A 12,583-nucleotide genomic window follows, 5' to 3' on the forward strand; every position below is an offset into this window, starting at 1 on the left:
GGCGGGACGCACCGCGTCGGTTGGCTCACAAGCCGTTGCCTCCGGCAGCGCTCACCGACTAGAACCGGGGAACGTTCGGCCGGACCGCCCGGCGACGGTGGCGAGGTGATGGCCGTGGCTCTGATCTCCTACGACGACGCCGACGCGGCGGCCTTCGCCGCGACCCGGGAGCTGCCGCGCGGCGGCCTGGACCGGTGGCGGCACGCGGTGCAGCAACACCTTCGGCCGCGTACCGGCACCACACTGCTCGACCTCGGGGCCGGCACCGGCGCCTGGGCCGCCGCCTTCACCGAGTGGTTCGGCGCCCGGGTGGTGGGGGTGGAGCCTGCCGGGGCGATGCGCTCCCGCGCCAGCCACCGGCCGCTGCTCGCCGGCGACGCGGTCGCGCTGCCGCTGCGCGACTCCGTGGCGGACGCCGCGTGGCTGTCCACGATGGTGCACCACATTCCCGACCTCGACGCGGCGGCGCGGGAGCTGCGCCGGGTGCTCCGCCCGGGCGCGCCCGTGCTGATCCGCTCGCCGTTTCCCGGCCGGCACCAGCGGATCACGCTGTTCCGCTGGTTCCCGGAGGCGGTACGCGTCCTCGAGACCTATCCGGACCTGGCGCGGGTGCGCGCCGCGTTCGCCACGGCCGGGTTCACCGTCAGCACCGTCGAGCCCGTCGCGCAGATCACGGCGGCGTCGCTGGCCGAGTGCGCCGCGAACCTCGACCGCCGGGCCCACACCCTGCTCCAGTTGATCACCGACGAGGAGTACGCCGCGGGGCTGGCCCGGCTCCGGGCCGCGGCCGCCACGGCGACGGGCCCCGTCGTCGACCACCTCGACCTGCTGGTGCTGCGCTGAGTCACCCGGGCAGGGCCGGGTCGCGGTGGCGCAGGTAGTCGTACAGCGCGGCCGAGGCGTGCAGCCGCCGCAGGCTGCGCCGGTGCAGTTCCTGCTCCCGCTTGGCCAGCTCCGCGTGGACCCGTTGAGCACTGCCGGTGGTACGCATCTCGCCGAGCACCGCCGCGACGATGTCGAACGGGTACGCGCCCCGGCGCAGCAGCGCCACGACCTGCGCGGCGCGCAGCTCGGCCGCGTCGTACATCCGGTAGCCGGTGCCGCGCTCGCGGACCGGCCGGAGCAGGCCGCGCTGCTCCCACAGCCGTAGCTGCGAGGTGCGGACGCCGACCAGCTCGGCGACCTCACCGATGCGGGCGCCGCGCCGGGGCGCCGGCAGGACGGCGGCCGGGCGGGAGACCACGGTCTCGAACGCGCCGAGCACCCGCCGGATGTCGGCCCGCTCCCGGTCCAGCTCGGCGTGGCCGGCGTCGAGCGCCGCCAGCGCCGCCGCCAGGTCGCCCCGGTGCACCGCGACCATGACCTCCCGGGTACGCGCCCAGCCGTGCCCCTCGGCCATCCGCCGGACCACCGCCAGTGCCCGCACGTGGTCGCCGGTGAAGACCCGGTAGCCGGCGGGGGTGCGCTCGACCGGCGGCAGCACGCCGAGGTCGACGTAGTTGCGCACCTGCTGGACGGAGATGCCCGCGGTCGCCGCGACCTCCGCCCCCCGCCATCGTCCGGCCCGTCGTCCCGCATCCACCACCGGGCCACCCTACCGGTCTCCACGTGGTTTGAGACTTTCCCTCCCACTCCGGGCCGCCGCAGCTGTTGAAGGAGGTGAAACCCTCTACGGGCGGTTGAATGAGACGATTGAAGGCGGCCTGGCCCCCGTAGATGTACCCCGGGCGGGACTCCGCCCACGATCTCGCGAAGGGTTCGCATGCAGCAGCCAGCACGGTCCGCCGCCGACAGTCACGACATGATCGAGGTGCGCGGCGCCAGGGAGAACAATCTCGCCTCCGTCTCGGTGGACATCCCCAAGCGCCGGCTGACCGTCTTCACCGGGGTCTCCGGCTCCGGGAAGTCGTCCCTGGTCTTCGGGACCATCGCCGCCGAGTCGCAGCGCCTGATCAACGAGACCTACAGCGCCTTCCTCCAGTCGTTCATGCCGAACGTGAGCCGCCCCGACGTCGACTCGCTGCGCAACCTCAGCGCGGCCATCGTCGTGGACCAGGAGCGGATGGGCGCGAACTCGCGCTCCACCGTCGGCACCGCCACCGACGCGTACGCGATGCTGCGCATCGTCTTCAGCCGGCTCGGCACCCCGCACGTGGGCGGGGCCGGCGCGTTCAGCTTCAACCTGGCCGAGGGCATGTGCCCGGCCTGCGAGGGCCTCGGGCGGGTCTCCGACCTCGACGTCGACGAACTCGTCGACGTCGAACGCTCGCTCAACGACGGCGCGATCAAGGTGCCCAACTTCGCCGTCGACTCGTGGTACTGGCAGACCATCGTCCACTCCGGGCTGTTCGACCCCGACACGAAGCTCCAGGACTACACGCCGCAGCAGTGGCAGGACTTCCTCCACAAGCCGTCCACGAAGATCAAGGTGGGCAGCAACAACTGGACGTACGAGGGCCTGGCGGTCAAGGTGCGCCGGCTCTACCTGGCCAAGGACCGCGAGTCGATGCAGGCGCACATCCGCGCCTTCGTCGACCGGGCGGTCACCTTCACCACCTGCGCCGACTGCGGCGGGACCCGGCTCAACGCGGCGGCACTCTCCTCCCGGATCGACGGGAGGAACATCGCCGAGTGCTCGGCGATGCAGATCAGCGACCTGGCCGGGTTCGTCCGCGCCATCGACGACCCGTCGGTCGCCCCGCTGACCGGCAACCTGCGCGACCTGCTCGACTCGCTGGTCGAGATCGGCCTGGGCTACCTCAGCCTGGACCGCGAGTCCGCCACCCTCTCCGGCGGCGAGGCGCAGCGGGTGAAGATGGTCCGGCACCTCGGCTCCAGCCTCTCCGACGTCACGTACGTCTTCGACGAACCGACGGTCGGCCTGCACCCGCACGACATCGCCCGGATGAACGACCTGCTGCTGCGCCTGCGCGACAAGGGCAACACGGTGCTGGTCGTCGAGCACAAGCCCGAGACGATCGCCATCGCCGACCACGTGGTCGACCTCGGGCCCGGGGCCGGCACGGCCGGCGGCCGGATCTGCTTCACCGGTGACGTCGCCGGCCTGCGCCGCTCCGACACCCTCACCGGCCGGCACCTCGACCACCGGGCACGCCTGCGCGAGCACGTACGCCGGCCGTCCGGCCAGCTGTCGATCCGCAACGCCGACCTGCACAACCTGCGCGACGTCGACGTCGACATCCCGCTCGGCGTGCTGACCGTGGTGACCGGGGTGGCCGGCTCCGGCAAGAGCTCACTGATCCACGGCTCGCTGCACCGCCGCGACGGCGTGGTGGTCGTCGACCAGTCGCCGATCCGGGGTTCCCGGCGCAGCAACCCGGCCACCTACACCGGCCTGCTGGACCCGATCCGCGCCGCCTTCGCCAAGGCCAACGGGGTCAAGGCCGCGCTGTTCAGCGCCAACTCCGAAGGCGCCTGCCCCACCTGCAAGGGCATCGGCCTGGTCTACACCGACCTGGCGATGATGGCCGGTGTCGCCTCGGTCTGCGAGCGGTGCGAGGGACGGCGCTTCACCGACGAGGTGCTCACCTACCGGCTGCGCGGGAAGAACATCAGCGAGGTGCTCGCGATGCCGGCCATCCAGGCCCGGGACTTCTTCCCCGGCGGCCCCGCCCGGGCGATCCTCGACCGGCTGGTCGACGTCGGGCTCGGCTACCTCACCCTCGGCCAGCCGCTCAACACGCTCTCCGGCGGCGAGCGGCAGCGGCTCAAGCTGGCCATCCGCATGGCCGACAGCGGGAGCACGTACGTCCTGGACGAGCCGACCACCGGCCTGCACCTGGCCGACGTGGACCAACTGCTCGCCCTGCTGGACCGGCTGGTCGACGCCGGCAACACCGTCGTCGTCATCGAGCACCACCAGGCGGTCATGGCGCACGCCGACTGGCTGATCGACCTCGGTCCGGGGGCGGGACACGACGGCGGCCGGATCGTCTTCACCGGCACGCCGGCCGAGCTGGTCGCCCACGGCGACACGCTGACCGCCCGTCACCTGCGCGAGTACGTGGGCCGCTGAGCCACCGGCCGGACGACGGCGACCCTCCGGACGCCATACCCGCGCCGGCCCACGTCAGGCCCCGGATCGGATCGCCCTCCGGCCCGGACTGCATCGCCCTCGGCCGCCCGGGTCCGCATCCCCGGCTGCCTGGCCGGGGGCGGTGCCCGGGGTCGCCCGCCGAGCGGTCAGCGTCCCGACACGGGGACCGCCCGGGCGGACGGCGCCGCCAGCCGGCGCGCCCAACGGCGTAACGGCGACACCGCCGCCGCGACCGGAGTGAGCAGCCCGACGATGATCAGCAGGGCGTCGAGGAAGAGCGTGGCGAGGACGACGAGAACGGCCAGCGACGCCACGGTGCGGGCGGTCACCGACGCCGGGCGGGCCGGTGCCCGGTGGGCGCCGTGGTGGCGGACGGGGATGCGGGGTGGAGCCATGGTGCCTGGTACCTGCCTCGGAGATCGGGTGCGGCGCCACTCATACCCCCCGTGAGCTGCCCAAACACGTCCGATGACAAGCACCACAACCCGCCGCGTCCGCCTTCCCGGCGGAGGGATTCGCCGCCGCGGCGCCCCAGGTGCGGACGCGGTGCGCGGCGCGGGTACGGCACGCGGCGCGGGTACGGCACGCGGCGCGGGTGCCACACGCAGCACCGGTGCGAGGCCGGCAGGGCGCGGGGCTGGGCGCGGGGCGCGCGGTGCGTCAGGTGAGGCGGCGCAGCCAGCGACGCTGCCAGGGCGTCTCCACGGCCCGCGGGCGGTAGGTGGCGCGCACCCAGTCCACCGCCTGCTCGGGCGGCAGCCCGTCGAGGATCGCCAGCGCCGCCAGCGCGGTGCCCGTACGCCCGGTGCCGCCCCGGCAGGCCACCTCGACGCGTTCGCCGTCGTGGGCACGACGCAGGGCCTCGGTCAGGGCGTCGATCGCGTCCGCCCGGTCGACCGGGACCCAGAAGTCGGGCCACCGGATCCGCCGGTGCGGCCAGGCGGGCGTCGGCCCGGGTGCCAGCAGCAGGGCGAAGTCGGCGGGCGACGTCTCGTCCGCGATCCGTCGTCCCCGCACCCGCACCCCACTCGGTAGTACGACAACCCCCACCTGCTCGCCCCACACCCGTACATCACTCATCCCCCCATCCTCACGTCCGCCCCGCTCCCCCGCTGCCCCGCCCCGCCCCGCCCCAGATCCAATGTTGATCATGAAGTTGTCGACGGATTCGATCTCCAAAAGTGGCAACAACTTCATGATCAACGGGGGGATAGCGGGAGGGAGGGGGCGCGTGGGGGGTCAGGGTCCGGGTGGGGTTTTTGGGCGGGCGCGGAGGTGGGCGCGTTCGCCCTGCCTGCCGAAGAGGCTGAGGAACTCGACCGGCTCGGCGTCGGCCGACCCGAACCAGTGCGGTACGCGGGTGTCGAACTCCGCCGCCTCCCCCGGCGTGAGCACGAGGTCCTGGTCGCCGAGGACGACCCGCAGCCGCCCGTTGAGGACGTAGAGCCACTCGTAGCCCTCGTGGGTCTGCGGATCGGGCTCCGCCCTGCGACCGCCGCCCGGGATCACCAGCTTGTACGCCTGGATGCCGCCGGGCCGGCGGGTCAGGGGCAGCATGGTCATCCCGTGGCGGGTGACCGGGCGCAGGTGGACGCGCGGGTCGCCGGTGGACGGGGCGTCGACGAGTTCGTCGAGCGTGACGCCGTGCGCCCTGGCCAGCGGGAGGAGCAGTTCGAGGGTGGGCCGGCGGGACCCGGACTCCAGCCGGGAGAGCGTGCTCACCGAGATGCCGGTCGCCGTCGACAGGTCGGCCAGGGTGGTCTCCCGCTGCCGACGCAGCGCACGCAGCCGGGGACCGACCGCGCCGAGCGCCTGGTCCAGGTCGTCGTCCATGCCGCCATCTTGCCACTATGGCAACAATGTTTGCCACCCTGGCGGCGGCGACCGCATCGTGGTCGCGGGAGGTGGTCACGGTGACCGATCAGTTGGATGGCGGCTACGACGTGGTGGTGATCGGAGGTGGCGCCGCGGGGTTGAGCGGGGCGCTGACGCTGGCCCGGGTGCGACGGTCGGTGGTGGTGCTCGACTCGGGCGCGCCGCGCAACGCCCCGGCCGAGGGCGTGCACGGGCTGCTGGCCCGCGAGGGGATCCGGCCGGCCGAGCTGTTGGAACGCGGCCGGGCGGAGGTACGCGGCTACGGCGGCCGGGTGGTCACCGGCGAGGTCGCCGCCGCGAACCGCGACGACGGCGGGTTCACGGTGACGCTGGCCGACGGTCGGGCGGTCCGCGCGCGCCGGCTGCTGGTGGCCACCGGGCTGGTGGACGAACTGCCGGCCGTCCCGGGGCTGCGGGAGCGCTGGGGCAGGGACGTGCTGCACTGCCCGTACTGCCACGGCTGGGAGGTCCGCGACCGGGCCATCGGCGTGCTGGCCAGCGGGCCGTTCTCGGTGCACCAGGCGCTGCTGTTCCGGCAGTTGAGCGCCGACGTCACGTACTTTCGGCACACCATGGCGCCGCTCACCGACGAGCATGCGGAGCAGCTGGCGGCCCGAAAGATCCGCGTGGTCGACGGCGAGGTCGCGTCCCTGGAGGTCGTCGACGACCGCCTCGTGGGCGTACGGCTGGGCGACGGCACTCTCGTACGCCGGGAGGCGCTGGCCGTCTCGTCGCGGATGGTGGCGCGCGCCGGATTCCTCGCGGCGCTCGGGCTGCGACCCGCGGCACACCCGGCGGGGGTCGGCGAGCACGTCCCTGCCGACGCGACGGGCCGCACCGACGTGCCCGGAGTGTGGGTCGCCGGCAACGTCACCGATCCGGCGGCCCAGGTCGGTGCCGCCGCGGCGGCCGGAGTGTTCGCGGCGGCCCAGATCAACGCCGACCTGGTCGCCGAGGAGACCCGGCGGGCCGTCGCCGCCCACCGCGCCCCGTTCTCCGCGCGCTCTGAGGCGGCGCTCTGCGAGCAGGTGGTGGGCGACCGTCGCCACGGCCTGTGACGTCGCGGTGAACCGGACGGAGGTCACGGTCCGTATCGCGGGACGGTTGGCGGGTAACCGGGTCCGGGTGATAGCAACAGGGTCTAGCAGCGCAAGCGAAGGGACGTGTCGTATGCCGGAGACCGTGGAGACGGTGTTCACCAGCGTGGTCGCCCGCAATCCGGGCGAGCCGGAATTCCACCAAGCGGTACGCGAGGTGCTGGAGAGCATCGGCCCGGCGCTGGCCAGACACCCCGAGTACGCCGAGGCGCGGATCATCGAGCGGATCTGCGAGCCGGAGCGGCAGGTCATCTTCCGGGTGCCGTGGGAGGACGACCGCGGCCGGATCCAGGTCAACCGGGGCTTCCGGGTGGAGTTCAACAGCGCGCTCGGCCCGTACAAGGGCGGATTGCGCTTCCACCCGTCGGTCTACCTCGGGATCGTGAAGTTCCTGGGCTTCGAGCAGATCTTCAAGAACGCGTTGACCGGGCTGTCGATCGGTGGCGGCAAGGGCGGCGCGGACTTCGACCCGAAGGGTCGCTCGGACCGGGAGGTGATGCGGTTCTGCCAGAGCTTCATGACCGAGCTGTACCGGCACATCGGCGCGGACACCGACGTGCCGGCCGGGGACATCGGCGTGGGCGGCCGGGAGATCGGCTACCTGTTCGGCCAGTACAAGCGGATCACCAACCGGTACGAGTCGGGGGTGCTGACCGGCAAGGGCCTGGCGTACGGGGGCGCGCAGGTGCGCCGCGAGGCGACCGGCTACGGGGCGGTTTTCTTCGCCGACGAGATGCTCCGGCAGACCGGCGACAGCCTGGACGGCAAGCGGGTCGTGGTCTCCGGCTCCGGCAACGTGGCGATCTACGCGATCGAGAAGGTGCACCAGCTCGGCGGGCGGGTGGTCGCCTGCTCCGACTCGTCCGGCTACGTCCTCGACGACAAGGGCATCGACCTGGAGCTGCTGCGGGAGCTGAAGGAGCAGCGCCGGGCCCGGCTCGACGACTACGCCCGGCACGTGCCGCACGCGGTGGCGGTCTCCGGGCGTACCGTCTGGGAGGTGCCCTGCGAGCTGGCGCTGCCGTGCGCGACGCAGAACGAGATCGGCGGCGCGGAGGCCGCGGCGCTCGTGGCCGGCGGCTGCGTCGCGGTGGTGGAGGGCGCGAACATGCCCACCACGCCGGAGGCGGTCCGCATCCTCGGCCGGGCCGGGGTGCGCTTCGCGCCGGGCAAGGCGGCCAACGCCGGCGGCGTGGCGGTCAGCGCGCTGGAGATGCAACAGAACGCCAGCCGGGACTCGTGGACGTTCGCCGAGTCGGAGCAGCGGCTGCGCGACATCATGCGCAACATCCACGACCGCTGCTGGAGCACCGCCGAGGAGTACGGGCTGCCCGGCGACTACGTGGCCGGCGCCAACATCGACGGGTTCCGCCGGGTGGCGGAGGCGATGCTGGCCCACGGCCTGATCTGACGGGGCTGCCGGTCCGCCGCGACAGCGCCGGCGCGGCCGGTCGGGGGACGACGCGCGTCGCCCCTCCCGGCAGCGCCGGCGGCCGGCTCAGAAGCTGCTGACCAGCTTCACGAACGCTTCGTCGATCATGGCGGGGTCGGTGGCGTCGAACGCCTTGCCCGACGACGCCTTGGCGATCCGGTCCAGCGTGGCGAAGTCCGAATCCCCGTCGAAGGCGATGCAGAAGACCTTCACCGGACGCCGCGGGTCCAGGGCCACGTCGGCGAGCAGCCGGTTCAGGTCGTTGTCCCGGGCGTACTCGTTCTTGCCGTCGGTCAGCACGACGACGGCGTTGATCCGGTCCGGGTCGTACCGGTCGAGCAGCTGGCGGTGGGCGGCCCGGACCGTCGCGTAGAGCGCCGTGTCCCCCGCGACGTGCAGGCCGGCGATCCGGTCGTTGATCCGCTTGTGGTCGAAGTCGCCGAGCCGGACCTCCTCCCGGTACGGGCCTTCGGGCCGCTTCGACGTCTCCGAGGAGAACGACCAGAGCCCGACCCGGTCCTCGGAGTTGAGCAGCGCGAGCCCCTTTTTCGCCGCCGCCGAGGCGACCTGGAAGCGGGTGCTGTTCCCGACCCGTTTCTCCATCGACCCGGAGGTGTCCAGCGCGATCAGGATGTTGGCCTTCTTGCGCAGCGTGCTCCAGCCGTCCAGCATCGCCTCGACCACCTCCGGGTTCGGCGGCGCGAAGTAGGACAGCCCGCCGGCGGGCTCGGCGCCGACGCTGGCGAGCAGCTCCGCCGAGGCACGACGCTCGTGGTCCCGGAAGCCGAGGCGGGCGAAGCTCTCCTGCTGGGGGTCCGCGGTCAGGAACTTCAGGAAGTCGTCCGCCGCCGCGCGCTGCCGTCCGTCGGCGGAGGGGAGCACCACGAACGGGTGGTCCAGGTTGAAGGTGCCCTCCTTCGGGTGTACGGCGACCAGCGGGACCTTCGGCCGGGGGCCCCGCTCCTGGCCCTCCTGCCGCGGGCTCAGCCCGCCCTCGTTGTAGAGGTGGACCAGCTCCTCCTGCATGACGATGGCGCTCATGTCGCCGGCGCCCGTGCCGGCCAGGTCGGCCTCGGCGAGGTCGCGCAGCAGCTCCACCGAGTCGTCGCTGTAGTGCGACACGTTGGCCTCGATCTGCCGGACGAACCGGGTCACCTTCGGGTCCGACAGGTCCGACTTGGTGAGGTCACTGGAGCGCTTCGCGGCGGCGTAGTAGGTGGCGATGGTCGCCGCCAGACCCGAGGTGGAGAGGTTCGGGTTGTCCTTGCCGAAGGTGAAGCGGCCCCACTCCGGTTTGCCGAAGCCCGCCCAGCCCTGCCGCCCGGAGAGGCCGAGGATCTCCCCCCAGCCCAGCGACCCGCGCTGGCGTACCAGCTCGCCCTTGGGCTGCGGCATCGCGATGACCAGCGGGCTGTTGGCGATCGACGGGTAGCGGCCCGGGGTCTGCGGCGCCCGCCCGGCGGCCTCGTCGAGCAGCCGGAGCTGGCCCGTCCAGAGGCTCGACGTCGGCAACCAGACCTGCGGCTGCGGCAGGCCGGTGCCGCTCCACCCGGCGGCCAGGACCTCGGTGGCCTTGCCCGAGTTGAGGGCGCTGACGTGCACCTGGGCGCAGCCGCCGCCGTCGAGCGACCGGTCGCTGTCGTTGTACCGCTTCGCCAGCTCGACCAGCAGCGCCGCCTTCTCGGTCGAGGAGTTCACGTCCAGGCGGACGGCACAGTCGGCCCGGGGCCGGTCGGTGCCCGCGTCCCGCTGCCGGACGAGCACGAACGCCCCGACTATGACCAGCAGCCCGGCGGTGACGGCCGCGGTGTATGGCAACCACTGTCGTGCGCGCGGCGGGGCTGGGGCCATGGCGACGTCCTCCTCGGCGGTCAACTGGTGGCAGTCAACCTATCGGTGCGGTGCCACCGGCGGTGCCCGACCCGGCGTCCGGGACGGCCGCCCCCGCCCACCCGTGCCCCTCGGTCAGGGGCGGTCGCGGAGTGCCGTCGCGACCAGCAGCCGAACCGCGTAGACCACGACGAAGGTGGCCGCCCCGGTCGCCGCGGCCGCCTCCACCGCGCTCGACGCGACGTATCCGGCCGCGGCGCCGACCGAGCCGAGGAAGATCGCGGTCGAGATGCCCCAGGCGTCTGTCGACTCACGACCGAGCCGCCGCCCCCAGCCAGCTTCCGCCTGGTCGGCGGGCACGGAGGCCGTGGACGGGCTCTGCGACGTCGGTTCCGGTCGGGCCGCCGGTGCCGTACCGGCTCCGGTCGACGCCGCCGGTTCCGGCCGGGCCGGCGGCGGGTCGGACGCGGTACGGGGCAACGGCAGCGGCTCACCCGGCGTCGGCGTGCCGGCGGTCTCGTTGCCGAGTTGGAGCACGGTCTCCCGGCGCAGCGGGCCCGCGGCCCGGACGTCCTGCCCGAGCAGCCGCATCAGCACCTCTTCGGCCTCCGGCCGCTCCGCCGGGTCCTTCGCCAGGCACTGCCTGATCAGCTCGTCGAGGCCCGGTGGCAGCGCGGGCAGGTCGGGCGGCTCGTTGAGCACCCGGTGCATCACCGCGAAGAGCGAGTCGGTCCCGAACGGCGGCCGCCCCCCGGCGGCGAAGGCGATGGTGGCGGCCCAGGCGAAGACGTCGCAGGGTGGCCCGACCGAGTCGTTGCGGAACCGCTCCGGGGCCATGTACGCGGTGGTCCCCATCACCCGGCTGGTCACCGTCTCGGTGACGCCCAGGGCGCGGGCGATGCCGAAGTCGATCACCCGGGGGCCGTCGCGGCCGAGCACCACGTTGTCGGGCTTCAGGTCGCAGTGCACGACGTCGCAGCGGTGGATCGCGGCGAGCGCGGTGGCCGTACCGACGGCGAGGCGGTGCAGCGCGTTGCCGGCGACCGGACCCTGCTCGCGGACGTGCCGGTAGAGGGTCGGGCCCTCGATGAACTCGCTGACCACGTAGGGGCGTTCGCCGTCGACCTCGGCGAAGAGCACCTGCGCGGTGCAGAACGGCACGACGCGGCGCGCCGCGGCGATCTCCTTCATGAACTGCGCCCGTGCCCGCAGGTCACTCAGGTCGACGTTGATCATTTTGACGGCCACCTGGTGGCCCTGGTCGTCCTCGCCCAGGTAGACCACACCCTGGCCGCCCGCGCCCAGCCGACCGACCAGCCGGTACGGGCCGGCGGTCACCGGGTCGTGCGTCCACAGTGGCGCCAGCCCCGGCACCGGCGCGCCGGCCAGTCCTGTCATCCCGACTCCATCGATGTCGTGTCCCCGGCCACCCGGCGGCGGAGGACACGGTCATGGTGCCATGTCCCCGCCTGGCTGCCGAGGGTGCCCGGGCGGTCGACCGACCTCGCCGGGGCGGGCCGCGGCGAATCGGACGGGTCGGCGCGGCGGGGTGGCACGGGACGAGCTGGCGCCCGTCGGATGTCTCCGACGGGCGCCAGCCGTTTCGCGGTGTCCGGGCACTGCCCGGAGGGAGCTTCGCCGTCAGCGCGCGGCTCCCATGCCGAAGCGGTGGCGCTTGCGCCACACCAGTGACAGCAGCAGGAGCACCGCGCCGGCGCCGACGAGGCCGCCGCCGAACTTCATCGGCGTGCTCAGGCTGTCGCCCGTGACGGGCAGCGGCGGCGCGTGCTTCTTGAGCACGGTCAGCGTCGCGGTCGCCACGCGGTGGAAGGTCTGACCTTCGGCCCGGAAGGTGTAGGTGCCGTGGTGACGCGGCGTGTAGGTGGTGCGGAAGTAGCCGTCGTCGTCAGCCGTGACCGTCAGGGTCCTGGGGTTCGGCTGAGGTGCCTGCTGGAACGAGACCGGCGCCATGGCGACGATCTCGCCGTCGCTGCGGCGCGCCTGGTCGGTGCCCGGCACGGCGGCGGCGAGCGGCGACGTGCTGACGGTGATGATCACCGTCTCGCCCGGCCCCCAGCCCCTGCCGATCAGGGTGGCGGTCTGGCCGACCACGACGGTCGGCGGGCTGACCGCGAGCGTCGGGGTGCCGCCCGGCGGGTAGACCGGGGGCTGTGGCGTTCCGGTGCCGGGCGCCGGCTGCGGCTGCGCCGCCCCCGCTGCGGTCGGCGCGGCCAGCACGGCCAGACCGACCGTGAGCGCCATGATGATGCGGGATAGCCGCATGATTGGTTC

At 73.4% G+C, this 12,583-nt stretch carries 11 protein-coding genes; 4 read left to right on the forward strand and 7 right to left on the reverse strand.

What is annotated here, in order from left to right; all coding sequences use genetic code 11:
• Window positions 1-114 precede the first annotated feature (114 nt).
• Window positions 115-843, forward strand: coding sequence for a class I SAM-dependent methyltransferase (locus tag EV374_RS11745; RefSeq protein ID WP_132234518.1), 729 nt, complete (start codon window positions 115-117; stop codon window positions 841-843).
• 1 nt (window position 844) lies between these two features.
• On the opposite strand, the gene EV374_RS11750 is transcribed toward EV374_RS11745, so the two are convergent.
• Window positions 845-1,585 (reverse strand): MerR family transcriptional regulator, encoded by a 741-nt coding sequence (locus EV374_RS11750; protein WP_207914103.1) that lies wholly within the window; start codon window positions 1,583-1,585, stop codon window positions 845-847.
• A 177-nt stretch (window positions 1,586-1,762) separates the two neighbouring features.
• Here EV374_RS11750 and EV374_RS11755 point away from each other — a divergent pair, with 177 nt between their 5' ends.
• Window positions 1,763-4,036, forward strand: coding sequence for an excinuclease ABC subunit UvrA (locus tag EV374_RS11755; RefSeq protein ID WP_132234520.1), 2,274 nt, complete (start codon window positions 1,763-1,765; stop codon window positions 4,034-4,036).
• 167 nt (window positions 4,037-4,203) lie between these two features.
• On the opposite strand, the gene EV374_RS11760 is transcribed toward EV374_RS11755, so the two are convergent.
• From EV374_RS11760 to EV374_RS11770, 3 genes are all read right to left on the reverse strand, one after another.
• Window positions 4,204-4,452, reverse strand: a complete 249-nt coding sequence (locus EV374_RS11760; RefSeq protein WP_132234522.1) for a hypothetical protein — start codon at window positions 4,450-4,452, stop codon at window positions 4,204-4,206.
• Window positions 4,453-4,717: 265 nt separating this feature from the next.
• On the reverse strand, window positions 4,718-5,137 hold the full coding sequence (locus EV374_RS11765) for a phosphatase domain-containing protein (protein ID WP_132234524.1): 420 nt from the start codon (window positions 5,135-5,137) through the stop codon (window positions 4,718-4,720).
• A gap of 159 nt (window positions 5,138-5,296) precedes the next feature.
• Complete coding sequence (locus EV374_RS11770) at window positions 5,297-5,890, reverse strand: helix-turn-helix domain-containing protein (RefSeq protein WP_132234526.1); 594 nt, start codon at window positions 5,888-5,890, stop codon at window positions 5,297-5,299.
• An 80-nt stretch (window positions 5,891-5,970) separates the two neighbouring features.
• On the opposite strand from EV374_RS11770, the gene EV374_RS11775 reads away from it, so the two are divergent.
• Window positions 5,971-6,990 carry an NAD(P)/FAD-dependent oxidoreductase gene (locus EV374_RS11775; protein ID WP_132235033.1) on the forward strand — a complete coding sequence of 340 codons (1,020 nt, stop codon included), beginning with the start codon at window positions 5,971-5,973 and terminating at the stop codon, window positions 6,988-6,990.
• 112 nt (window positions 6,991-7,102) lie between these two features.
• Entirely contained in the window at window positions 7,103-8,440 is a 1,338-nt protein-coding gene (gene gdhA / locus EV374_RS11780) for an NADP-specific glutamate dehydrogenase (RefSeq protein ID WP_132234528.1), read from the forward strand.
• Between the two features lie 87 nt (window positions 8,441-8,527).
• Here gdhA and EV374_RS11785 read toward each other — a convergent pair whose 3' ends face one another.
• From EV374_RS11785 to EV374_RS11795, 3 genes are all read right to left on the reverse strand, one after another.
• The gene (locus tag EV374_RS11785) at window positions 8,528-10,279 is read right to left on the reverse strand and encodes a substrate-binding and vWA domain-containing protein (RefSeq protein WP_486485718.1); all 1,752 of its coding nucleotides are present in this window, start codon (window positions 10,277-10,279) and stop codon (window positions 8,528-8,530) included.
• A 147-nt stretch (window positions 10,280-10,426) separates the two neighbouring features.
• Window positions 10,427-11,689, reverse strand: coding sequence for a serine/threonine-protein kinase (locus EV374_RS11790; RefSeq protein WP_132234532.1), 1,263 nt, complete (start codon window positions 11,687-11,689; stop codon window positions 10,427-10,429).
• 243 nt (window positions 11,690-11,932) lie between these two features.
• Window positions 11,933-12,574, reverse strand: coding sequence for a hypothetical protein (locus EV374_RS11795; protein WP_132234534.1), 642 nt, complete (start codon window positions 12,572-12,574; stop codon window positions 11,933-11,935).
• Window positions 12,575-12,583 lie beyond the last annotated feature (9 nt).

It is taken from the genome of Micromonospora sp. CNZ303 (genome assembly GCF_004345505.1).